The 23,740-nt window shown below is 42.1% G+C and carries 23 protein-coding genes and 1 pseudogene; 18 read left to right on the forward strand and 6 right to left on the reverse strand.

Going from position 1 to position 23,740, the window contains the following annotated elements; all coding sequences use genetic code 11:
- Positions 1 to 24: 24 nt before the first annotated feature.
- The 7 genes and pseudogenes from gloB to msrB all read left to right on the forward strand — a co-directional run bounded on the left by gloB (position 25) and on the right by msrB (position 7,732).
- Positions 25 to 804 (forward strand): hydroxyacylglutathione hydrolase, encoded by a 780-nt coding sequence (gloB, locus tag ACP69U_RS00795; protein ID WP_426137504.1) that lies wholly within the window; start codon positions 25 to 27, stop codon positions 802 to 804.
- A 90-nt stretch (positions 805 to 894) separates the two neighbouring features.
- Complete coding sequence (locus ACP69U_RS00800; protein WP_201539648.1) at positions 895 to 1,962, forward strand: microcin C ABC transporter permease YejB; 1,068 nt, start codon at positions 895 to 897, stop codon at positions 1,960 to 1,962.
- A 50-nt stretch (positions 1,963 to 2,012) separates the two neighbouring features.
- Positions 2,013 to 3,044 (forward strand): ABC transporter permease, encoded by a 1,032-nt coding sequence (locus ACP69U_RS00805; RefSeq protein ID WP_426137675.1) that lies wholly within the window; start codon positions 2,013 to 2,015, stop codon positions 3,042 to 3,044.
- 7 nt (positions 3,045 to 3,051) lie between these two features.
- Complete coding sequence (locus tag ACP69U_RS00810) at positions 3,052 to 4,740, forward strand: ABC transporter ATP-binding protein (protein ID WP_426137676.1); 1,689 nt, start codon at positions 3,052 to 3,054, stop codon at positions 4,738 to 4,740.
- Between the two features lie 222 nt (positions 4,741 to 4,962).
- The gene (locus tag ACP69U_RS00815; protein ID WP_426137505.1) at positions 4,963 to 6,267 is read left to right on the forward strand and encodes an iron-containing alcohol dehydrogenase; all 1,305 of its coding nucleotides are present in this window, start codon (positions 4,963 to 4,965) and stop codon (positions 6,265 to 6,267) included.
- A 321-nt stretch (positions 6,268 to 6,588) separates the two neighbouring features.
- A pseudogene (msrA, locus tag ACP69U_RS00820) lies at positions 6,589 to 7,072 on the forward strand (peptide-methionine (S)-S-oxide reductase MsrA); the annotation flags it as partial.
- A gap of 228 nt (positions 7,073 to 7,300) precedes the next feature.
- The gene (gene msrB, locus ACP69U_RS00825) at positions 7,301 to 7,732 is read left to right on the forward strand and encodes a peptide-methionine (R)-S-oxide reductase MsrB (protein ID WP_426137677.1); all 432 of its coding nucleotides are present in this window, start codon (positions 7,301 to 7,303) and stop codon (positions 7,730 to 7,732) included.
- 129 nt (positions 7,733 to 7,861) lie between these two features.
- On the opposite strand, the gene folE is transcribed toward msrB, so the two are convergent.
- Complete coding sequence (gene folE, locus ACP69U_RS00830; protein WP_193008042.1) at positions 7,862 to 8,458, reverse strand: GTP cyclohydrolase I FolE; 597 nt, start codon at positions 8,456 to 8,458, stop codon at positions 7,862 to 7,864.
- A gap of 353 nt (positions 8,459 to 8,811) precedes the next feature.
- On the opposite strand from folE, the gene ACP69U_RS00835 reads away from it, so the two are divergent.
- Together ACP69U_RS00835 and ACP69U_RS00840 are read left to right on the forward strand one after the other, a co-directional pair.
- Entirely contained in the window at positions 8,812 to 9,618 is an 807-nt protein-coding gene (locus tag ACP69U_RS00835; RefSeq protein WP_045447404.1) for an enoyl-ACP reductase FabI, read from the forward strand.
- A 110-nt stretch (positions 9,619 to 9,728) separates the two neighbouring features.
- The gene (locus ACP69U_RS00840) at positions 9,729 to 10,424 is read left to right on the forward strand and encodes a YoaK family protein (protein WP_198329879.1); all 696 of its coding nucleotides are present in this window, start codon (positions 9,729 to 9,731) and stop codon (positions 10,422 to 10,424) included.
- 49 nt (positions 10,425 to 10,473) lie between these two features.
- Here ACP69U_RS00840 and ACP69U_RS00845 read toward each other — a convergent pair whose 3' ends face one another.
- Positions 10,474 to 10,638 carry a hypothetical protein gene (locus ACP69U_RS00845; protein WP_201553811.1) on the reverse strand — a complete coding sequence of 55 codons (165 nt, stop codon included), beginning with the start codon at positions 10,636 to 10,638 and terminating at the stop codon, positions 10,474 to 10,476.
- A gap of 531 nt (positions 10,639 to 11,169) precedes the next feature.
- Here ACP69U_RS00845 and ACP69U_RS00850 point away from each other — a divergent pair.
- Positions 11,170 to 12,591: an SLC13 family permease gene (locus tag ACP69U_RS00850; protein ID WP_426137506.1), complete on the forward strand. Its 1,422-nt coding sequence runs from the start codon at positions 11,170 to 11,172 to the stop codon at positions 12,589 to 12,591.
- A 141-nt stretch (positions 12,592 to 12,732) separates the two neighbouring features.
- Positions 12,733 to 13,494, forward strand: a complete 762-nt coding sequence (locus ACP69U_RS00855) for a metallophosphoesterase family protein (RefSeq protein ID WP_193008038.1) — start codon at positions 12,733 to 12,735, stop codon at positions 13,492 to 13,494.
- A gap of 76 nt (positions 13,495 to 13,570) precedes the next feature.
- Here the strand turns inward: ACP69U_RS00855 and ACP69U_RS00860 are convergent, their stop codons facing one another.
- Positions 13,571 to 14,074 (reverse strand): hypothetical protein, encoded by a 504-nt coding sequence (locus tag ACP69U_RS00860; protein ID WP_201560262.1) that lies wholly within the window; start codon positions 14,072 to 14,074, stop codon positions 13,571 to 13,573.
- A gap of 75 nt (positions 14,075 to 14,149) precedes the next feature.
- On the opposite strand from ACP69U_RS00860, the gene ACP69U_RS00865 reads away from it, so the two are divergent.
- The 6 genes from ACP69U_RS00865 to ACP69U_RS00890 all read left to right on the forward strand — a co-directional run bounded on the left by ACP69U_RS00865 (position 14,150) and on the right by ACP69U_RS00890 (position 20,565).
- Positions 14,150 to 14,743: a DUF1543 domain-containing protein gene (locus ACP69U_RS00865; protein WP_193008035.1), complete on the forward strand. Its 594-nt coding sequence runs from the start codon at positions 14,150 to 14,152 to the stop codon at positions 14,741 to 14,743.
- A 48-nt stretch (positions 14,744 to 14,791) separates the two neighbouring features.
- Complete coding sequence (locus ACP69U_RS00870; protein ID WP_193008033.1) at positions 14,792 to 15,109, forward strand: hypothetical protein; 318 nt, start codon at positions 14,792 to 14,794, stop codon at positions 15,107 to 15,109.
- A gap of 97 nt (positions 15,110 to 15,206) precedes the next feature.
- A complete protein-coding gene (locus tag ACP69U_RS00875) occupies positions 15,207 to 15,332 on the forward strand; it encodes a hypothetical protein (protein WP_264298282.1) in 126 nt (41 codons plus the stop codon).
- Positions 15,333 to 15,386: 54 nt separating this feature from the next.
- Entirely contained in the window at positions 15,387 to 15,623 is a 237-nt protein-coding gene (locus tag ACP69U_RS00880) for a hypothetical protein (RefSeq protein ID WP_193008031.1), read from the forward strand.
- 210 nt (positions 15,624 to 15,833) lie between these two features.
- Positions 15,834 to 20,021 carry an ATP-dependent RNA helicase HrpA gene (hrpA, locus tag ACP69U_RS00885; protein WP_426137678.1) on the forward strand — a complete coding sequence of 1,396 codons (4,188 nt, stop codon included), beginning with the start codon at positions 15,834 to 15,836 and terminating at the stop codon, positions 20,019 to 20,021.
- 175 nt (positions 20,022 to 20,196) lie between these two features.
- Positions 20,197 to 20,565, forward strand: a complete 369-nt coding sequence (locus ACP69U_RS00890) for a hypothetical protein (RefSeq protein ID WP_426137507.1) — start codon at positions 20,197 to 20,199, stop codon at positions 20,563 to 20,565.
- A 409-nt stretch (positions 20,566 to 20,974) separates the two neighbouring features.
- Here ACP69U_RS00890 and ACP69U_RS00895 read toward each other — a convergent pair whose 3' ends face one another.
- Together ACP69U_RS00895 and ACP69U_RS00900 are read right to left on the reverse strand one after the other, a co-directional pair.
- Complete coding sequence (locus ACP69U_RS00895; RefSeq protein ID WP_426137508.1) at positions 20,975 to 21,304, reverse strand: hypothetical protein; 330 nt, start codon at positions 21,302 to 21,304, stop codon at positions 20,975 to 20,977.
- Positions 21,305 to 21,584: 280 nt separating this feature from the next.
- Positions 21,585 to 22,445, reverse strand: a complete 861-nt coding sequence (locus tag ACP69U_RS00900) for an AraC family transcriptional regulator N-terminal domain-containing protein (RefSeq protein WP_426137509.1) — start codon at positions 22,443 to 22,445, stop codon at positions 21,585 to 21,587.
- 185 nt (positions 22,446 to 22,630) lie between these two features.
- On the opposite strand from ACP69U_RS00900, the gene ACP69U_RS00905 reads away from it, so the two are divergent.
- Positions 22,631 to 23,044 carry an organic hydroperoxide resistance protein gene (locus ACP69U_RS00905; RefSeq protein WP_426137510.1) on the forward strand — a complete coding sequence of 138 codons (414 nt, stop codon included), beginning with the start codon at positions 22,631 to 22,633 and terminating at the stop codon, positions 23,042 to 23,044.
- Between the two features lie 294 nt (positions 23,045 to 23,338).
- On the opposite strand, the gene ACP69U_RS00910 is transcribed toward ACP69U_RS00905, so the two are convergent.
- The gene (locus ACP69U_RS00910) at positions 23,339 to 23,710 is read right to left on the reverse strand and encodes an MliC family protein (protein WP_426137511.1); all 372 of its coding nucleotides are present in this window, start codon (positions 23,708 to 23,710) and stop codon (positions 23,339 to 23,341) included.
- Positions 23,711 to 23,740 lie beyond the last annotated feature (30 nt).

A 23,740-nucleotide genomic window follows, 5' to 3' on the forward strand; every position in this document is an offset into this window, starting at 1 on the left:
GATAACTACTGGTAAGGATTTAATATGACTATCCGCATTTATCCAATCAAAGCGTTCAATGATAATTATATTTGGACATTGATTAATGAAAATAATAAACAGGCGATCGTTATTGATCCTGGTCAAGCTGAGCCTGTCATGAGTTATTTGGAAGAAAATAAATTAGAGCTGACGTCTATCTGGACGACTCATCATCATCATGACCATATCGGCGGTGTCGCAGAACTGCAAGAGTCTTATCCGATGACGCATCTGGTTGCGCATACTGAGCATAATGTCGATGAAGATCAGACCATTAAGGACGGCAGTACGGTCAGTGCTTGGGGCTGCGCCGCGCAGGTATGGGATGTGTCCGGTCATACCGCAAGCCATGTGGCTTATATATTAGATATTGACGGGCTTAAACATTGCTTTTGTGGCGATACTTTATTTAGTGCTGGATGCGGACGGGTATTTACGGGGACGATTGAGCAATTACACAACAGCTTTAAGCGTTTAAATGGTTTGCCAGCTGACACGCTGCTATATCCTGCGCATGAATACACTGCCAGTAATCTGCGCTTTGGACTATCTATCGAACCTACTAATGACGCAATGCAGCAAGCACTGGTTCAAGCAGAAGAAAAAACCGCCCAAGGTATTCCGACGTTGCCAGTCTCTCTAGAACATGAACGTGCGATCAATGTGTTTTTACGGACGCAAGAGCCGAGTGTGATAGCAGGGGTGAAGTCTAAAGCAACCATCGATGATGATAAATCTTTGGCTGTATTTGCTGCGCTACGTGAGCTTAAAAATAACTTTTAAACCATAACGGGCGCTTCGACTGACGTTTTGATAGTTATTAGCTGCGTATTCTTTCTGTCGTCATATTTATTATCTTAGGAAGCCACCGTTATGGGTCGTTATATCTTAAAAAGGTTACTGCTGATATTACCGACGCTTTTTTTGATATTGCTCGCAAACTTTGTGATTGTACAAGCAGCGCCTGGTGGTCCTGTCGAGCAGCAACTGGCGCTTATCGAGCAAGGTGCAAAAGACAATGCGCTTGGCGGTAATATTGGCGCGGGTAGTGCGGGAAATAACAGTACCTATCAAGGTACGCGTGGCTTATCTGAGGAAATGGTTGCAGCGATTAATGCCCAATACGGCTTTGATAAATCGGCACCTGAGCGCTTTTGGCTTATGTTAAAGAATTACGCTCAGCTAGATTTCGGTGAGTCTTTTTTTAAAGGACAGTCGGTAACGGATTTGATTATCGAGAAATTACCCGTTTCTATCTCGCTTGGGCTCTGGAGCACGCTGCTGATTTATATGATAGCGATTCCATTAGGTATCTATAAAGCCATGCATCATGGCTCGGGGATTGATAAAGTTACTGCCATGCTACTGGCTATCGGGCATGCAATACCTGTTTTCGTATTTGCCGTTATATTACTGGTGTTTTTTGCAGGTGGTAGCTACTGGAATATCTTTCCACTGCAAGGCTTGACCTCTGAGAACTTCGATCAATTAAGCGCGCTGGGTAAAATCAAAGATTACTTTTGGCATTTGGCGCTACCACTGCTGGCAAGTACGATTGGCGGTTTTGCGGGCTTGACCTATCTGACCAAGTTTAGCTTTTTAGAAGAGCTGGGTAAGCAATATGTACTTACTGCTCGTGCTAAAGGGCTGGGTGAGCGTCAGGTCCTTTACGGGCATGTGTTTCGTAATGCCATGCTGATTATTATTGCAGGTATTCCAGCGGCTATCGTTGGCATTTTCTTTGCCGGAAACTTCTTAATCGAGATTATTTTTAAACTTGATGGTTTGGGTCTCTTAGGCTTCGAAGCCATTCAACAGCGCGATTATCCTGTGATATTCGGTACATTGTTTATTTTTACCTTGGTCGGACTGTTATTACAGTTAATCAGTGATTTGAGTTATCACTTAATTGATCCTCGTATTGATTTTGAGGGGCGCTAATGTCAAGTTATCCATTACCTTCAACGCCTTCATCTGCATCTCCTGTCTCTATGCCAAAAAAACGTCGCCTAAATCCTATCTGGCAGGCACGCCTAAACCGTTTTCGCCAAAATCGTCTTGGCGTCGTATCATTATTCATTTTTGCGCTGATATTCGTCATTTGTATGGCAGCCAATGTGATTGCCAATGACAAGCCGCTACTGGTGCAGTATCAAGGCGATTATTACTTTCCTGTCCTAAAAGCTTATCCTGAAACGGCTTTTGGTGGGGTGTTTGAGACTGAAGCCAATTATAAAGACCCTGCGGTACAGATGCTGATTGATGAGCAAGGTTTTTACATTATGCCGCCGATTCCATTTGCCGATCAGACACCAAACGTTGAGCTGGGTATTCCATATCCAGCAGCGCCCAATAGCCAGAACTGGCTTGGTACTGATGACTTAGGCCGCGATGTGCTGGCACGGATACTTTATGGCATGCGCGTGTCGTTACTTTTTGGTTTAGCATTGACACTTGCTGGGGCAGTGATTGGTATTATCGTCGGTGCAATACAAGGCTATTACGGTGGTTGGATAGATTTGGCAGGGCAGCGCTTCATGGAATTATGGGGCGGTATGCCGCAGCTGTTTATGATTATTATTTTGGTCAGCTTATTCAGCCCTAGTATCTTTATGCTATTTGCAATGATGCTGTTATTTGGTTGGATGGGACTGGTTGGTTTGGTACGGGCAGAGTTTTTGCGCGCGCGTAACTTTGACTATGTACGTGCTGCGCGTAATCTTGGGGTATCCGACAGTCAAATCATGCTAAGGCATATCTTGCCCAATGCCCTAGCGTCAAGTTTGTCACAGCTGCCATTTATATTGACAGCTAATATTATCGCTTTAACGGCACTAGATTTCTTGGGTTATGGCTTGCCACCTGGTTCACCATCGCTTGGTGAGCTTATGGTACAAGGTAAAAACAATCTCGATGCGCCTTGGCTTGCACTATCTGGATTTTTTAGTTTGACCTTTATTTTATCATTGCTGATTTTCGTTGGCGAAGCGCTGCGTGATGCGTTTGATCCGAGGCGTTCTTAAGATGACTATGATTGATACGCAAACTGACAGCCTAAACGTAAATCGTAGCAATACACAGCAAAAGCTAATATTGAGTGTCGATAAGCTTAGTATTCTTACCAATACTGGCGTAACGTTAGTTGATAATCTGTCTTATACGCTTAGGCAAGGACGAACCCTTGCTATCGTAGGTGAATCAGGCTCTGGCAAATCCATTGCAAGTCTCGCGCTATTAGGCTTATTGCCAGACAGTTTGACCGTTAGCGGTGAGGTGAAGCTGGCAGGGTCAGCAGGGTTGACTGTGCTACCGATAGCCAATGCCAATGCCAATGTTAGTGTTAGTGCTAAGGCACGTAACGCTGCGCTGCGCTCTATTCGTGGGCAGCGCAGCGGCATGGTGTTTCAAGAACCGATGACGGCGCTCAATCCACTACATACAGTTGCCAAACAAATTGCTGAATCACTACGTCTAGTTGGTGTGCCCAAGAAACAATGGCAAAGTCAAACAATCGATTTACTAAATGATGTCAATATTACCAATCCGATTGATAAGCTGAACCGCTATCCACATGAGCTATCAGGTGGTCAGCGTCAGCGCGTTATGATTGCCATGGCATTGGCACAGCAGCCTGATATTTTAATCGCTGATGAGCCGACCACCGCGCTTGATGTGACTCTCCAACATGAGATTCTCGCTCTATTAGATGACCTTAAGCGTCAGCATAATATGGCGATGGTGCTTATTAGCCATGACCTCAATCTGGTCAGGCGCTACAGTGATGAAGTAATCGTCATGCACCAAGGTAAAACGATTGAGCAGGGGCAAACCGCAGCGGTGTTTAACCAGCCCAAAGCCGAATATACCCGCTCGCTAATCAAACAAGACTTTGGCCAAGCACTGAACTTCTCTAATGATGATGAAAGTCAGCCACAAACCGTATTGCAAGTCAGCAATTTACAAGTACAGTTTCCCATTGAAAAAAGTCTGTTTGGTAGTACTAAGCGCTGGTTTGATGCAGTAAAAAATGTTGATATGACGCTACAGAAAGGGTGGGCGTTAGGCATTGTAGGTGAGTCAGGCTCTGGAAAAACCACGATAGCGCTTGCATTAAGTCAATTGCTTAGCAATCAAGCGCGTGTGGGTGGCGAAATAATAGTCAATGGACAAGATATTTCAGTATTGTCCAAGGGTGAGCTACGTCAGTTTCGCTCGCAAATTCAAATGGTATTTCAAGACCCATTTGCCAGTATCAATCCACGTATGACAGTGATGCAAATCGTTGAAGAAGGATTGCTCGTACAAGGCGTTGATAAGGCAGCACGGCAGCAGGCAGTGATGGATAGCCTTACTACCGTGCATCTGCCAGCTGAGTTTGCGCATCGTTATCCGCATGAGCTATCAGGTGGTCAGCGTCAGCGTGTCGCACTTGCGCGCGCCCTTATTATGCAGCCGAGTCTATTGATATTAGATGAGCCGACGTCCGCGCTTGATAGTACCACGCAGGTGACCGTCGTTAATTTACTACGTGAAATTCAGGAAAAATTGCAAATCAGTTATGTGTTTATTAGTCATGACTTAAAAGTGGTGCGCGCCTTATGTCAGCATATTATGGTGCTTAAAGATGGCATATGTATTGAGTACGGACGTACTGAAGATGTTTTTAATAGCCCACAGCATCCCTATGCGCAGCAGTTGCTGCAGGCGAGTATGATTTAGCTTAGCCAAAAAGAGTTAAGCAGATATAGCCAAATAAGCAGAACATGGCAGTTCATACTAATTGCGATATCCTAAAAATAGCAGTGATACAATAAGTTAAACAGACGTTCACTTTAGTTGGATGCTTAGATTTGTTTAATTTTTAGTTAAAGAGCCGTTTAAATTGCTGCTTTAAAGGATTGTCATCGCTATTATTACCATCATTAAAAAGGATTTTTACTCATGAAAAAACAAAATAGTATTGTTAAATTAGTAAATAATAAGTTAGTAAATACCAATGGATTGCAGAATGTCGGTTATTTAGCCGTTGCTAAAACACGCGCTAAAGTCTTAAAAGCGTTCGCTTATGTTGTTCCAATTAGAAGACCAATGCTATTTGTTGGTGAGAGCTCTTGTGAAGAGCTATGTGATATGGCTATCAACGAAGGCAGCACCAATGTATTTATCGTCACTGATGCCGTGCTTAATAAGCTAGGCATTCCAGCCAAAGTGACTGATTATCTAGATAGCAAAAATATCAGCTATACCGTTTATGACGGCATTACCCCAGACCCTACTTTTAAGGTTGTCGAAAAAGGACTGCGCAAATCTATCGATGCTAAGTGCGATTCAATTATTGCCATCGGTGGTGGTTCGGTCATTGATGCGGCTAAGATGATTGCGATGTCACAAGGCAATAGCTGCAAGCCGCAACAACTTATCGGCATTCTTAAAGCCAGAAAGCCTTCTATGCCGCTCTATTGTATTCCTACCACGGCTGGCACAGGTTCAGAAGCAACCCTTGGTGCAGTAGTATCAGACGATAAAACGCATCAAAAAGCGCTGTCTATTGACCCAAGAATGGTGCCATTAGCAGCGGCTATTGACCCTGTTATTATGAAAGGCATGCCGGCTCATATCACAGCGGATACGGGTATCGATGTTTTAACGCACGCGCTTGAAGCTTGGATGAGTGCTAATGCGAGCGTAGAGACCGATTATTATGCGGCTTCTGCGGTCAAATCTGTGATGCAAAACCTACCGCTGGTTTATAAAGACGGCGGCAATCTTAAAGCCAGAGAAGAGATGGGTATTGCCGCTCATTACGGCGGTATCGCCTTTAATAAAGCGGGTCTTGGTTACGTCCATGCTATCGCTCACCAGTTAGGGGCGCACTATAGTATTCCTCACGGTCGTGCCAATGCCATCGTGCTGCCGTATGTGCTTGATGTCAATCGTCAAGGAAGTAAAAAAAGACTGGCACAGTTGGCTAGAAAAACAGGTATGGTAAAATCGGGACAAGCTAGCAAGAGTGATGCTGAGATTGCCGACCACCTCATCGCGCAAGTACGCGAACTGATTGCCACCTTGAATATCGATCCAACGGTGAAAGGCATGCAAAGCAGTGATTTTGATAAAATTGCCAAAGCAGCAGCAAAAGAAGTCAGTGATACCTATGCCGTACCAACGTATCTATCAGCGTCTGAAATCAAGGCTATTTTAACCAAGATTCAGCGAGCCAGTGATGAGCATACTGCTGGAAAATGAAAAAGTAACTAAGCTACATAAGCTGCCTAAGATATATTGATGTAATATAAAAGAGCACACTACGCTGTCCGTAATGTGCTCTTTTTTTAGTAATCATACTTTGTAGCAAACTTATCTTATTAAGAAATTGTGTATAATTCAGAATTTTACTGTTTAATTATATTAAATAATATCTAATAACTATTAAATTTTTATAACAATGTAGGTATGGTTTAGTGAGGTCAAAGAGTTACCATGGTTATATTATATTACTTTTAGGAGGTATCGATGAATCATAAATTAAAGACGGGCGCTATTGCGATGGCTGTAGCATCCATCAGTATGGTTTTCGTTGGCTGTGCTGCCACCGAAAATACGCCCGCTGTGAAAAATACTGCCATCGATAATCCTTATGCGCCAACGGACCCAAATCTCGCAGTCGCTACGGTCGCTGGCGGTTGTTTTTGGTGCGTGGAAGCGGGTTATGAAAAAATACCTGGCGTTGTAGAAGTGGTCTCTGGCTATACCGGCGGTCAATCGACAAATCCAACTTATAGCACTGTATCAGCAGGTGGCACAGGGCATACTGAAGCGGCTCAAGTCTATTATGACCCAACGAAAATCACCTATAATGGTATCGTTATGGCGTATCGCCGATCCAACCGACGCTGACGGCCAGTATGTAGATCGTGGAACCCAGTATCGTCCTGCTATTTTTTATAATAATGCACAAGAAAAGCACATAGCGGAAGCTGCTAAGCAATCACTACAAGACTCTGGTATCTATAGCAAACCAGTTGTGATTGAAATTGTTTCTGCTAGCAAGTTTTATCCAGCTGAAGAGTATCATCAAGATTATTATAAGAAAAATCCAATCCGCTATAAGGCTTATACCTTTAATTCTGGGCGCTATCAATTTATCGAAAGTGTCTATGGTAAAGACTACGAGCTGGATTTTACCCAGTTTAAACCTACGGCGGCAGATAGCGTACAGGCAACATCAAACAATGCGTCAGCTGCTAAAGCTAGTACAGGATTCAATCCAGATACCTTTGTGAAGCCTGCACAGGATGAGCTAAAGCAGTCACTCAGTGACATTCAATATAAAGTCACTCAAAAAGACGGCACCGAACGCGCTTTTGATAATGAATACTGGGATAATAAAGCGCCTGGGCTGTATGTCGATGTGATATCGGGGGAGCCACTATATTCCTCTCGTGATCAATACAAATCTGGCACTGGCTGGCCAAGCTTTACCCGCCCATTGAGCACAGATATGGTCGTTGAGAAGGAAGACCGAGGGATATTCGGAAGCCGTACCGAGATTCGTAGTCGCTATGCAGACTCACACGTCGGTCATGTATTTGACGATGGTCCAGCACCGACAGGCAAGCGCTACTGTATGAATTCAGCGGCAATGCGTTTTATTCCACTGGCGCAGATGGAAGCAGAAGGTTATGGCAATTGGATTGCTGAAGTAAGCTAGGTTAGTTAAGCCTCGTTATATTGTAATCAAGGATTGATTGCTAATTATTAATGATATCTATCTTGAAAGGACGCATTAAAAAAGGATACTTAAGTATCCTTTTTTTATTATCTATTGTTATTTGAAGCGTTAGAATGCAGGCTGACGTCTAGGGATCGCACTCAAAAACTCATTGCGCGCTTGATTGTCATGTACGTACTCACCCAACATCGATGTTGTACGTGTGGTGGAGTGCTGCTTATTTACGCCGCGCATCATCATACACATATGCGCTGCATCCATCACTACTGCTACGCCGCGACAGCCAGTGACATCCATGATAGTTTGTGCCACTTGTTCGCTTAAATTTTCTTGAACTTGCAAGCGACGGGCGAACATGTCGACAATACGGGCAAATTTTGATAAGCCTAGTACTTGACCATTGGGTAAATAGCCTACATGAGCGATACCATGAAAAGGCAGCATATGATGTTCGCACAATGAATAAAATTCAATATTTTGTACCAATACCAGCTCGCGATTGCTTGATGGAAACAGGGCGTCGTTGACGACTTCATCCAAGCTTTGATGATAACCTTGGGTTAGATGTGCAAAAGCTTTCGCGGCACGCATCGGCGTTTCTTCAAGACCGGGACGCTGTAAGTCCTCACCAGTTGAGAGAATCAGTTGACGATAAGACTCAACGCTTTCTTGGTAATTTGATGCTATTGTTGGGGTGTTACTCATAAGTTTGGCAGCCATCCAAAATGTGGGTGTAGCTTAACGCTAAATCCCTAATTACGAACAGTTACAAATAACTGTTGTAAAGGATTTTTATAAAAATTGTGCAAGCTGGGAAGGGCTGTGATTATACTTGAAATCTACTTAACTTCATACTGCTGTGGCGAGCAGTTGAGCGTTTAATCGATATTAGACGACATTATAAGGGGATACAGTTTACGACTGTTTACTTAAATTAATTCGTGTATAATGACTTATTTTATAATTTGTACTTTTTACGCTGTGATATTCATCATATCTAATCACTCTAAATAACTTAATATGATTAAACAATTTTGATCGACCCAAAAGGAAATATTATGCTACTACAAGGACAACGATTTGTCGTGACAGGCATTGCGAGCAAACTGTCTATCGCTTGGGCTATCGCTGAGGCACTGCACCGTGAAGGTGCCTCATTAATTCTCACTTATCCTAATGATAAGATCAAAAAGCGTGTCGATATGGCAGCGGAGAAATTCGAAGCAGATTTGGTACTTGAGTGTGACGTGGCGTCTGATGAGTCTATCGCTGCCTGCTTTGAGCAAATCACTGCCCATTGGGGTGATGGAATCGATGGTGTGGTACATGCGATTGGCTTTGCGCCGATGGATCAGCTTGATGGCGATTTTGTTAAGGCGACGACCCGTGAAGGCAGTCAAATTGCCCATGATATCTCAAGCTATAGTTTTGTAGCATTAGCCAAAGAAGCTCGTGCTTTATTGGCCATGCGTCACGGTTCGATGCTGACATTGACATATGAAGGTAGTATCTCGGTATTGCCAAACTACAACGTCATGGGTATGGCAAAGGCCAGCCTTGAAGCCAGTGTTCGCTATTTGGCTACTTCGATGGGTGGTGAAGGCATTCGTGTCAATGCGATCTCAGCAGGTCCTATTCGCACGCTTGCTGCCAGTGGCATCAAATCATTCCGTAAAATGCTCGATATCAGCGAAAAAATCGCGCCGCTACAACGTAATATCACACAAACCGAAGTCGGTAATGCGGCGCTTTTCTTGCTATCACCTTGGGCATCTGGTATTACCGGCGAGATTATGTTTGTTGACGCAGGTTTTAATACCGTTGCTATCAGTGAGCAATTAATGATGCTTGATGAGCCGAAATAATCCACTTCAATAGTCGATTATAGGGTTCTATAGATCAGGAAGGCAGCCAATCGGTTGCCTTTTTTGGTTATAATAGATGCTTTTTGGTGATAAGCCATTAGGCGGCGAATATGATAACCAAATTACCAAAGTGGATATTGTGGGGCGGGGCAGTACTGGCATTCAGTGCTGGCTGTGTTAACACTGCTGCGTTAATGGGGTTTACCAATCTATCGGTTTCTCACGTCACTGGCAACGTAAGCTTATTTGCAGCGGCTATTGCTTACTTGGATGTGCGTAGTATCTTGTATATCGGTGCGCTACTATTGTCTTTTTTGGCAGGTGCGATACTGAGTGGTTATGTGATTGGGCAGACATCATTAAAGTTAGGTAGGCGCTATGGTAGTGCGCTATATATCGAGGCGGCACTGTTAATGGCCAGCTACTGGTTGTATCAGCAGCATGATTATTTAGGACAGTTGGCAGCGGCAATGGCATGCGGATTACAGAATGCCATGGTAGCGACTTATAGTGGCGCGGTTATTCGTACCACCCATTTGACAGGTTTGACATCAGATATGGGCGCAGCGATTGGCAACTGGTTGGCCGGTCGATCGATTAGCAAACCGACATTAGGGTTTCAAGCCATTATTTGGTATTGCTTTTGCGGTGGCAGCGCCGTTGGAGCATTTTTATTCGCCAAGGTTGGCTATGAAGCGCTATTTGTACCCATTGCTATCGTTTTAACAGCAGCATTTATATATAACTACGTCTCAGATCGCTTGCCAGAAAAAAGAGAGCCAAAAAATAAAAGGCACTCATCATAACGATCAGTACCCTTTATTTTTTGCTTTGAGGTAATAATAAAGCTGTGATTTAGTTTTTACCTTCTTCCTTATGGTCTTCATGTTCATGCAACCCTTGCATCATATCGAGTGCAGAGTCATCGGTACGCTGCTGATCTTTTTTAGCCAAACCGTCTTGATTGATATCTCTCGGTGCCATTTTAGTGGTTGAATCTGTTTTATTTGCATCTGTCATAAAGTGCTCCTATTTATTGTTATTCATTTTCCGATATAAATACTAATAAAAAATAGTTGTTAAACTATTACTGGTATTAGAAATTTATTTTGACTTATTTAGTATGAGATAGCACCATACGCTTGTACATACTAAGTGTACGCTTGTTTAGTGACGATGTGTAACTGCAACTCACAAGGCTTGCTGTTTAATTAAAAGCAATTACTTGGTTATAAGTTGCTCTCACTTACTCTCGGCATTCGGTTCAAAAATTAAAAACTCATTAGATAAATATCATCTCTATAAAGTACCGTTTTAAAGTACCTTTCCTAAAACGCATTAAAGTAATTCTTTACCTATGAAACAACCATATTTATTGCAAATTTTATAAGGTTTTTTTTATAAAGGCTTTGTTGCATCAGCTTTTTGTTATATATCTGTTATGATAACGGCGTATTTTTTGTGGTTGCTGGTTGAACAACCGTCAATCGCTAACATGCGTTTTTATTTTAGCGTCTTTTTACACTGTCTTTGGGAAAATAAGGACATTTTATGTCAGAGCAAAAACTAGATAGCCATCTTCCTGATGATGGCAATGAGTATTTATTTACCGATACCTTTCCAAAGGGTACTGGTAAAGGGTTGATAGTGGTCGCTATTGCGGCGATAATCAGTATAATTATTTATAATGTATTGCCATTCGATATCAATGCCAATAAGGGTCTTGCCTTATTGTTCTTCATCGGCGTATTGTGGCTAACGGAAGCGTTGCACGTCACGATTACGGCACTATTGGTAGTCGTGGTTGGTGCCCTAGTTGGCATACCAGAATTCGATGCCGAAATAGGCTTACAAAGCTTTGCCAATCCGACCATTTATTTGTTTTTTGGTGGTTTTGCTTTAGCGGCAGCCTTGCATGTGCAGCAATTGGATAAAAAAATTGCCCTGAAGATTTTATCGATGTCAGGTAGCAAATTAAGCACGGCGGTATTTTTGATATTTGGCGTGACCGCATTTTTGTCGATGTGGATATCGAATACTGCGACGGCGGCGATGATGTTGCCATTAGCACTGGGTATTTTAACGCAGGTTGATCGTGAAAAAGACCGAGGCACTTTTGTATTTGTACTATTAGGTATCGCTTACTCAGCAAGCCTTGGTGGTTTAGGTACGATCGTTGGCTCGCCGCCAAATGCTATCGCTGCAAAGGCGCTCAATATTGCCTTTGTGGACTGGATGAAGTTTGGTGTGCCGATGATGCTGGTATTATTGCCGCTATTGTTAGGCGCGATGTATGTGTTTTTGAAGCCCAACCTGAATCGTAAAATTGTACTGGTTGAAGATGAGCCTATTGTATGGAATAAACCTCGCGTAGTGACGATTATCGTCTTTATTGTCACCGCATTGAGCTGGATTTTCTCCAAAAAGATTGGTGCTGCGCTTGATATTACGGATACTGACGCGGTTATTGCCTTATCAGCCGCTGCCGCTGTGGTCAGCTTAGGCTTGGTATCGTGGAAGCAGGTGTCTGATAATACCGATTGGGGTGTACTCATGCTGTTCGGCGGTGGTATCGCCCTATCGACGATTCTGAAAGTGTCAGGTGCCTCTTTGGTATTGGGGGAGACGGTCGCGAATGCGTTGTCTTCTGCACCGCTTATCGTGGTGATGATTGCGGTATCAGCATTTATTATTTTCTTGACGGAGTTTGCTTCTAATACCGCTTCTGCCGCCCTGCTGGTTCCCGTATTTGCTGCCATTGCAGAGCAGATGGGTTTACCCCACGAAGTGTTAGTATTGGTCATCGGTATTGGTGCATCTTGTGCCTTTATGCTACCCGTTGCGACACCGCCAAATGCGATTGTCTTTGGTACGGGATTGATTAAACAGAGCGAAATGATCCGTACAGGTGTCATTCTTAATATCATTGCTACCTTTGTCGTCGGATTGTGGGCTTATTTCTTCTTAATATAGTTTAGCAATCACATTAATCATAATTTATGAAACCCAATGTCTCAATAATCACGAGCCATTGGGTTTTTTTGTTTCTCTTTTCTGTTCCTTTTTACGGTTAGTCGATGTATAACATAGTGATTTGTTAGGAAAATAAATAGGATGGCGCACTCTAACTCTAATAATAAGCAATTAAATATTATCGCGGCTATTTCCGACATTCATAGTAATGTTTTCGCGCTTGAAGCCGTGCTGACTGATATTAAACAGCGCGATATTGATCAAATTGTTAATCTGGGCGATATTCTATACGGACCGATTGCCCCTAAAGATACCTATGCGCTCTTAATGGCACAGCAGAACGATATTATTACTATTCGAGGTAATCAGGATAGACAGATTTATGAAGCGACAACGGCGGAGATTGGCAACAACGCAACCATGGCTTTTATCATAGAGGACTTGCCTAAAGCAGCGGTTAAGTGGCTGCAGAATTTGCCGTTTGATTGTCATTTGAGTGAGAATGTTTATTTGTGCCATGGGTCACCAACCGATGACATGGTATATTTGTTAGAAAATATTGAGACGGGTCAGCCGACCTTACGTGATAATCTAGATATTTTGGCACAGCTTAACGGTATTGGCAGTTCAGTGATCATATGTGGTCATACTCATATTCCACGTACAGTCACGCTATCGACAGGTCAGATAATCATCAATACAGGTAGCGTGGGTTACCCTGCTTATAAAGATGATTTGCCTATTTTGCATAAGATGCAAACCTATTCGCCCCATGCCAGTTACGCGATTATTAAATGTGTTGATACTGAACAGGGTAAATACTGGCAAACTGAGCATATCAAGGTGCCTTATGATTATGAAGCTGCGGCTAAATTGGCTTCAATGAACGGTCGTAAAGACTAGGCGTTTGCACTGAGAACAGGGCGAGTATTGCCTTGATGAGCAATTAAATATATAAGTATCAGGATTTTGCCTATTTTTAGCATGATTTATTAAGTTGCAAGCTATGATATGCATCAATATCTCTATGACCACACCAAGCCTCTTTCAATGCGGGTAGCGCTTGAATATCTATTTGCCTAAAAAAACCGTCTACATTAAGCTGTCGATAATTTGGTCCTCGCTCCATTAGTTGATTAGAAAATAAAGAAAAGCTTGCAACTGGCGTCTCGGAATGGCTATAGATATGAATACTAATAACATTAGCTCCCTCTTTGCCGCCTAGACCTTCACGCCAAAAACCATGGCTTTGACTGTTTATCTCATCGACTATGGCTTGCATTTTTTCAGGCTGATGCTTTGCGTCGTAAGATAGTAGAATAGGGTTTGAATAAGGGTTCTCAATTTCAACTTTGCTGATGTCATGATAAGTAGCTCTTGATGTTAAGCTTGATTCTTTATTTGTACAGGAAGTCAAACACAACACTATTGGCAAAAATATAGTCGCTATAAACGTCAGCTTAATAGCTATCAGAATGCCCATATTGATCCTTTTTATATGATTTATCTAACATCACACATTTTACTCAGAAGTTATTAACGTACAAGGTAATTCTTTATGCCAACACTCTTTATGGTACAACTTGGTGGTCGCCCCAAAGGTCGTTTGATTGAGCAGCACGATATTTTCTTTGGTGTGGCCAATCAGGTGCGCGAGCTGGTAGACGATATCAATCACCACTGGCCAGAAGTCAAAAACAAATGGCATATTGATTCATACAGAGCGATTACCAAAGTGGGAAACCATACTGTTAAATTGATCGAGTCAAACAATCAAACAGCGAATGATAACGGTTTAAAACTGTTCTTTATTAATTTAGGCGGCTATCAGCAGGGGAGTTTTGAAGAGTTTCATCATAAACTGCTTATCGTCGCTGCTACTCAAGCAGAGGCTATTAAACAAGCCAAACAAAGTACATTTTATAAAGAATTTACTTTTAAAGATAAAGACTCACCTTTTAATGCCGCATCGCACATTGATGATAAATTTCAGGTAGATATCGATGATATATACGACGTGAACGACCTTGTCTCAAACATACAGATTTTAATTGAGCCTACGATTCATAATAGTCACGAACTTACAAATACTGATGAAGATAAAGAGTATGTTGGTTATCTAAGTATCAAGAATTTAAGGAAGTTATTTTAAATTCATTTCATTTTTAGTCTCATCATTTAATTAAGGACACACCCTAATATGGCTTTAAATATGTACTATAAAAATGGAATGATTCGCAAATCGCGTTGCCAACTCTCTGATGAGCTATTACCGACCCTTTATCAGATTCATGATAATGCTAAGTTTCCAAAACTCACTTGGTTGATTGATAATGTGTATGAAAATCCTCAGATTCAACCTGATGTCGCACAAGCATTAGCTGATGAAATGGTAGCGTTTGAGAGGTTAATACTTTCGCTGCATCTACCTTTTCTTAGGCTGCCATTGCAAAAGTTGCAGAATTTCTTTACGGGGGCTGCCATTCGTCAGCAGATTATTTATACAAGCAGCGTTTGAGCTTACAAATAATTTATTCACAAAAATAAAATAGGGCTGGCAGGTTTGAGAAATTTGATAAAATGTCACTACTAAGCCACGAATTTACGAACCTTTTATGATCTATCAATGCATCACAGAAGAGGGTGAGCATTTACGTTTGGATGTGATTAATAGCGATATTGGTTATATGCTTAAGTATTATTTCGCCACCCAAGGCAATACTTTAAGATTAGAGGCGTAGCAAGCTGCTGAGGATACCTATTATACGACTCTTTCTAGTGGTACTAATCTCGTTATGCGGGATCCGAATAATTACTATGAGCTGACACAGTTTGAAGATAGCGATACCTCTTTTTATATTATTAGTGCCATCACTGGTCAGGAGATGAATCATTTTTCTTGTGAGAATAACTCAATTGAAAAGGATCAGTATGCTTTGATTGCTCAGATGGAGCCGAAGCATTTTAAATTTAAGCCTATGACTAATGAGCTTAGAAATATTTTGACTGAGCGTTTTGCAAATAGGCAATAGCCTGCATAGCTGCCAAGCAAACACTATAACCACCTTGAATCACGCCCAAATTACCCTCATAATCTAACCACTTCCAAACAATAAATAGCCTAAGTAAATATGCCGAATACTTCTAAGAAAGCCTCAGTTATGCCGACTGAAAACAACACCAATGAGCTTAGATTCGATGAATTAAGTAAATTAGCAAACACAAGTGACGATAATTCAAATATGACAGAAAACAGTAATGAAGCGTCTTCACAACCTGATATGGTTGTTGATTTACCAGTACTCGCTAAAGACAGTTATTATTTAAGTCGTCTTGAGCGTGAACTGGAAAGGGCTGCCGTGGCTAAAAATAAAAAAGTTTCTGACGATAAAGCGGATGATGGGCTAACTAAAAAACGTGCGCAGTATGAAAAAATCAAGACCCGCTCACAGCAAGCGGTGCAGGCACGTATGGATAGTATTCCAGAAAAACTGGCAGAAAAGCTGAATCTTGATTTGCCCGTGAGTCAACGTGCAGAAGATTTAGTACAGGCAATTATTGATCACCAAGTCATTATTGTTGCAGGGGAGACAGGTTCTGGTAAGACGACGCAATTGCCGAAGCTTGCAATGCTGGCAGGTCGCGGTATCACTGGGCAGATAGGGCATACCCAGCCTCGACGATTGGCCGCGCGCAGTGTGGCAAACCGTATCGCTGAAGAATTGGGCGAGCAGCTCGGTAATACTGTCAGCTTCAAGATTCGCTTTAATGAGCAGGGTACGGCGCAATCTGTTGTTAAGCTGATGACCGATGGTATCTTGCTGGCTGAATTGGGTCACGATAGATTCTTGAGTAAATACGATACCATCATTATTGATGAGGCGCATGAACGTAGCTTAAACATTGATTTCATTATGGGTTATCTGAAAAAGCTACTGCCCAAACGTCCTGATTTAAAAGTGATTATTACCTCAGCAACACTTGATACCAAACGCTTTAGTGAATACTTTAGCCGCTATGATAATAAGCTAAAACGCAACGTACCTGCGCCTATTTTTAATGTCGAAGGTCGTAGTTTTCCAGTGGAAGTTCGTTACCGTCCCCTCACTGATGAGCCAGTCAACAGCTCGGACGATGATAGCTACGATGACTTTGAAGAAAATCTGCCACGTGCGGTCGTTGCCGCCGTCGAAGAATGCTTTAGCGATGCACAAAATAAAGGTCATGCTGACCAAGCGGACATTCTCATATTTGCCGCGACAGAAGCGGAAATTCGTGAGCTCCAAGAGGTGCTTGAGCGTCATGGACCCAAGCACACCGAAGTGCTGCCACTATTTGCACGGCAGACTTATGAAGAGCAGCAGCGCATCTTTCAACCGTCAGGTCGTGGTCGGCGTATCGTTATTGCGACCAACGTTGCCGAGACCGCGCTGACCGTACCGGGTATCCGCTATGTGATTGACTTGGGTTTTGCGCGGATTTCTCGTTATTCGTATCGCTCGCGCGTACAGCGTTTACCGATTGAGGCGATCTCGCAAGCGGCTGCCAATCAGCGTAAAGGTCGCTGCGGTCGTGTTGCGCCGGGTGTTTGTATCCGTCTTTATAGTGAAGAGGACTTTACCGGTCGTCCAGAATTTACCGAACCTGAGATTTTGCGAACTAATTTAGCCTCGGTTATTTTACAAATGGCCAATCTGCGCTTAGGTAGTGTTGATGATTTTGCCTTTATCGAGCCACCCGATAGCCGCTTGGTTACTGATGGGCATAAATTGCTTGATGAGTTAGGCGCTATTACCTCTAAAAATGAAGTAACTGCTGCTCATCAAAACAATAAGCCAAAACCAAAAAAAGGTCTCGACCATTTAAGCCTGACGCCAACTGGACAAAAAATGGCGCGTATGCCAATCGATCCAAGGCTAGCACGTATGTTGGTTGCGGGCAGTGATTTTGATTGTATCCGTGAGATGCTGATTGTAGTAGCGGCTCTTGCTGTACAGGATCCACGCGAGCGTCCTGCCAATAAACGCCAGCAAGCCGACCAAAAGCATGCGGAATTTCGTCAAGATGATTCTGACTTTTTATTCTATCTGAGTCTGTGGAAAGCGCTATTTGAAAAAGATGAAGATGGCAATCAGCTGTCTGGCAATCAGCGTAAGAATTTTACCAAGAAAAACTATCTGAGCTTCCCGCGTGTACGTGAGTGGAATCAAACCCATCGTCAGTTAGTACAAATGGTCACAGACCTCAAGCTGACGGATGTTAAAGAGGCAAAAGCTTCCGATAAAGGAGCTGATAAAAATGCTTCGTTAGAAAACATGACCAGCGACCCTACCGTGATAGAAGATGAAGAACTCAAAGCAGTTAAATATGCCAATTTACACCGCGCATTATTGACAGGTCTATTGTCTACGATTGCGCACAAAACTGAGAATCGTGGTGAATACTTAGCGGCTCGCCAGCAAAAAGCCAAAATCTTCCCAGCCAGTACGGTATTTAAACAAGTACCACCTTGGGTCATGGCTTTTGAAGTGGTCGAAACCTCGCAAGTCTTCATGCGCACTGTTGCCAAAATTGAACCAGAGTGGATTATCTCAGCGGCAGGTGACTTATTAAAGTATCACTACTTTGAGCCGCATTGGTCGAAGAAGACTGGACGAGTGAAAGCTTACGCGCAGATTAGCTTATTTGGGCTGATTATTATTAGTAAGCAGCTGACCAATTATGAGCAAGTAAACTTAGTTGAATCACGAGAAATCTTCATTCGTGATGGTCTGGTGACTGGTAATTTGGGGCGTCAAGCGCCATTTTTACAGCATAATATGGATAAAATTGCCGACATTGAACGCATTGAAGATAAGTTACGTCGCCGTGATTTGTTGGTTGATGAAGAAGCACTGTATCAGTTTTATGATAAAAAAATACCTGAGCATATTGCCAGTCGCAAAGCCTTTGAAGATTGGCGTGCCGAGGTTGAAAAAACTGATGCCAAATATCTATTCTTTACCGATGATGACGTGCTCAATAGCCAAGCACCGACCACAGGCGATTTCCCAGAAGTGTGGAAATTGGGTGATTTAAAACTACCGCTACGTTATGTCTTTGATCCGTCCAGCGATGATGATGGCGTGACCATTCGTGTGCCACTTGCCGCGCTACCGCAGCTTGATGCGATCGAACTATTATGGGGCGTACCCGGTTGGCGTTATGAGCTAGTATTACAATTGCTTAAGTCACTACCAAAGGATATTCGCCGTCAAATTGTACCGATTCCTGATACAGCCGATAGCTTGTTTGATGAATTGCAACCTGCTGGTGGACAAGGATTGCTCAAGCAGCTTTGCCAAGCCCTAAATCGTCGCGGCGTTATGTCAGTAACGCCTGATAGCTTTAATCCCTCTAGCATTGATCGCTATTTGCAGCCGCAAATCTGTGTGGTCGACGACAAAAACCGCATTATCGAAAAGGGTCGCGACCTGCAAACGCTACAGATTCGTCATGCCTCTGAAACCCGCCAAGCGGTGAATGAGCAGCAAGGTACGCATACCGAATTCCCTGAGCATTTTGCCTTTAGCAAAAATCATCATAGTGCAGGCGTGGTGATGAAGCAGTTTGCTGCGCTCGTAGCAGATGCGTCAGGTGAAGCGGTATCTATCCATCAATATACCGATGTCAATGCAGCGTTACAGGCACACCGTATCGGGGTTTTGACCTTGATAAAAGGTAAGCTTGGTGGGAAGAAAAAACAGCTGACCAGCCAAATTGATAAGATATTCAAATTGGCATTTGCACCACTTGGTGATATGGAGAAGCTAAAAACCATCGTCATCGACGTGGCATTGGACGCGTCGCTTGAAGAGCATTATGTATTATTTGATCATAGTGCTGATTTGCCTGAAAGCGCTGATGATACTGCCGTAGCGCTTGCTGAAGAATTACCCTTTACGCCAGAAGAGTACGAGAAAACCTTGGAAGTGGTGTCGGTTAACTTTCTATTGACGGGGCAAAACGTTATAAAAATCCTTAAAAATGTCTATACTCGCTGGCAACGTATTCGCCAAAGCTTACTCATGCTCGATCGAGAGGTATTTGGTGAGTCTATCGAAGATATCGAAGACCAATTAGAAGACTTACACTTGGCTGATTTTGTTTATCGCATGGATTATAGCCAATGGCAGCAGTATCCACGCTATCTAGAGGCGCTTGAAATTCGTATCGAACGGCTTGAGCACAATCTCGAATCCGATCTCGACGGTGTCTATGCCCTTGATGAGCATATGGAACGGCTGGCAAATCGTGCCAATGATAAAGCCATTAGTGAGTATCGATGGATGGTCGAGGAGTATCGTATTCAGCTATTCGCGCAACCGATGAAAACCCGCATGGCAGTGTCACCAAAGCGCCTAAGCAAGATGTGGGATAAAATGAGTTAGGATAGCGTTAGATTTTTAAAATTTGCTAATTAACAATATATGACAATTGTCTTGTATAGCTCTTTGATTTAGTCGATAATATTTGATTAAATCAGAGAGCTATTATTTTTTATACCAACGTTTTTTGGATGTTACCTAATATATTGATGTAAGTTTTTGAGTAGGATAAAGAATAATGATTAAAGGTAGATTGATAATATTAGGATTTGCATCAACTATATTTATGAGTACGGGCTGTGATGAAACACAAGCCAGTAATAATAAAAATTTGAAGGTATTTGCGCCAACAAGCGTAGAAAAAGAAGTGCAGTTACGCGGCAGTTTTAAAAGAAGCTTTGAGATTCATGAGTTCGTTTCTGATAACATTATTTACTATGTGTCAGACCCAAAGCAATTATTAATTAAAGATTCGAAAAGTCTCAATCAAAAAGGCTATTACAAATATTTCGAAACTTGTGTCATTGGTAACATTAGCCCTATCGGTCAATATGGGCCTCTAGGCAAATATCAAAATCAAATAATTATTCGTGAGATTTGCGCGTAGCTTTGATAGAGTAGGTTATCGTATGGATATCCTACTGATTTTAAGTAACCAACCCTCACTCACTATCGATAAAAAGGCTGGATTGGCAATTGCTAACCCAGTCTTTTGTTTATTTACTGTGCATTAAGGCATTTGATTAACTTCTGGATATATTCTATTGCTAGGAGACAAGATGTCGTCTAGCGTTTCTTTATCTATCAGTTTTTCTTTTAATACAATGTCATAAACATTGAACTCGTTTTTTGTGTTCTTCTCACGGCAAAAGAAGACGCATCATAACCAAGATGCAGGTCTTATCGTTTTATTCATCTCATTAAATTGATTTTAAGTATCATTGTTTTTTTGCGAAGGATAAATCTTTTATGAAACAAAAAAGCAAAGGTGGCGTCATGGAGCCTTTGCTCTAAAATTAGTGGCTGATCTTTTCTGTCAGCACACCCATACTATAAAGCACGAATGCTATAACGGTCAGTGTTACAATAAATGGCGTGAGTATCCAAATCACCACGTTGATCAATAATGAGGGCAATAATCCATTAAATAATACCGTGTTTGGTGTAAAAAAATCCGTCATGACATCGACTGCACGCTTAGCTACGGGGAATAACAAAGTGCTTAGTGCCAGCATATAAATATACTTGCTAAAACCAGGGTCGCTCATGACCACCATAAAATAAAACACCAAAAAATAAGTGACACCCAATGCCCAGCATTTGAGAGTATAGCTTAAACGAATCATGTTAGTGCCTCCCGAAATATTCTGACGATCACACGTAGAAAAATTATTATAATAGGTGCTAAATTATGAATATATATATTATATGTTATAATATGAATATATAGACCAAGTCAACTGTTTTTTTCTTGGGTAAGATATTTCGTCGTTTGTTTGGCTGGAAAGAGGGAGGGTGTAGGAATCTGTTAAACAGATAATTACATTGTATACGCAGTTGCTTATGAAGCTGTCAAGACGCAGAGGGATTGCCCTAGTCAGAAACCATTATAGTAGAAGCCTCATTCTAGATATTTATTAACTCACTGCTTGGACTTACTCCAAATAACCGCTTATATTCACGGCTAAATTGGCTGGGACTTTCATAGCCTACTTGCATGGCGATTTGCGATACTTGTGCCTCGCCGAGTTGAATCAGCTGCCGCGCTTTCATCAATCGTAGGCTTTTTTGATATTGAAGCGGGCTTAGTTGAGTGATTTCTTTAAAATGTTGATGAAATCCCGACACACTCATACCGCAGCGACTGGCCAAATCTTCTATGATGACGGGCTCTTCTAAATGCGCTTTTAGCCAATCGGTAGCTTGGGCAATACGGTGGGTGTGACTGCCATTAACCACCAGTTGCCGAAGCTTATGACCTTGCTGTACTGAGAGTAGCCGATAATAAATCTCTTGCTGGATTAAAGGTGATAAAAAATCTATATCATTTGGATAATTAAGCAAGTCTATCAGCCGCTCGAATGCGGTTAATATGGTGTCTTCTAACGGCCATTTTATACCTTGATGCTCATAATCGGCATTTTTCTGAGGTGGTATTTGTGCCATGACCTCACGAATGAGCGCCAAATTTAATTTCATAGACAATACGATGACAGGCTTCTCTACAGTGGCGTGTTTGATATGCATGCTTATAGGAATATTGACAGGGCAGAACATCAGACTGCTGTCATCAAATTTCTGGCAATCTGTACCTAAGTAAATTTCACGCGTGCCTTGTAAGACGATACATATGCTAGGTTCTTGGATATAGCTGATAGTCTTTCTTGGTCTGTCGGCACAATAAAAAAACAAGCCTGAAATGTCTGATTCGATGGTTTGGTTTTTGGGTAACATACTAAGTAGCTGCTCTACCGTTTTCGTTTTCATGATTTATGCTTACTTTATAATTTGCCTAATGATATAAATATTTATAGGATTAGGCAAGGATTCTGGAGTAATGCTCTACCGGATTAGCGTGCTCACTTCTATAATGATGGCATCAAAACGCAGTAAGATTGATTTGCAGCGTATTGCACAATATTAATAACATGCCAATCCATAAGGAATATATGATGAAAATTTTCTATAAAACACGCGCAACGGCAACCGGTGGTCGTTCTGGTCACACAGGTCTTGACGATGGTTCGCTAAGTTTTGACCTGGTCTCTTTTCAAGAAACAGACAAGGAAGGTGTCAATCCAGAGCAGCTTTTTGCAATGGGTTATGCGGCTTGTTTTGATAGTGCTTTAAATCTGACCGCCCAGCAAATGAAACTGCCAATCACTGCCTCAAAAACCTCGACCCAAGTGGGTATTGGTATGAAAGCCGATGGTAGCTATAACTTAGACATAGATTTGTATGTTGAAGTGTCGGGCATTGATGAGGCTCAAGCGCAAACACTGGTCGAAACAGCTCATCAAGTTTGCCCATACTCTAATGCTACTCGCGGTAATGTCGATGCACGTTTGCATGTGACCGTGGTTTAACGGTCAGCAGTAGTTAATACCTAACGACTGATTCAACAGCTGTTTCTAATAACTATAAACAAATATAAAAACGACATGACTTTCAACTGCTTGAGTACATAAAGTATTCAGGCAGTTTTTTATTGAATGATTCAACGTTAGTCATTAAGATCAACTTATCAAGCATAAAAACTTAAGCACAAAAAAGAGCCAGTAGGTTGACTACTGGCCCTTTCGTTTTCAATAGATGAGAATAAAAACATGGGTTTTATTCAAATAACCACCACGTATTATTTACGCTTGTTTCTAGGGTTATTATAGTTGGCAGTTCACTTGGTATTGTTGACCATTGTCTGATTTGATGGTCATGATGCCGTAATCCGCTTTGGTGTGCCAATCGTAAGTGGTTTTAGGGTTAACATTATTGACATAACGAGCGCCAGAACCTGATACCGCTTGCTCCATAGTGATTTTTGCATTGGTCAAGCCAACTTTAGGCAAGGTCACGTTTAGGTTAGCAGTTTGACCATTTTCAGTGTAAGCAGCAGTGAGTTGACCGTTGTCTTCACAAGTGAATGATTGGACTACTGGCTGAGTATTGGTCTCTGGGGTCGTAGTAGTTGGTGCATTAGTGGCGCAGGCAGACAATAATAGAGCAAAAGGTGCTACGGCTAATAATTTTTTCATAATATGCCTCAAAAGTATCGGTAAAAGTAG

Origin of the sequence: Psychrobacter sp. TWR1-1-1 (genome assembly GCF_049895865.1) — a bacterium.
GTDB lineage: Bacteria > Pseudomonadota > Gammaproteobacteria > Pseudomonadales > Moraxellaceae > Psychrobacter > Psychrobacter immobilis_A.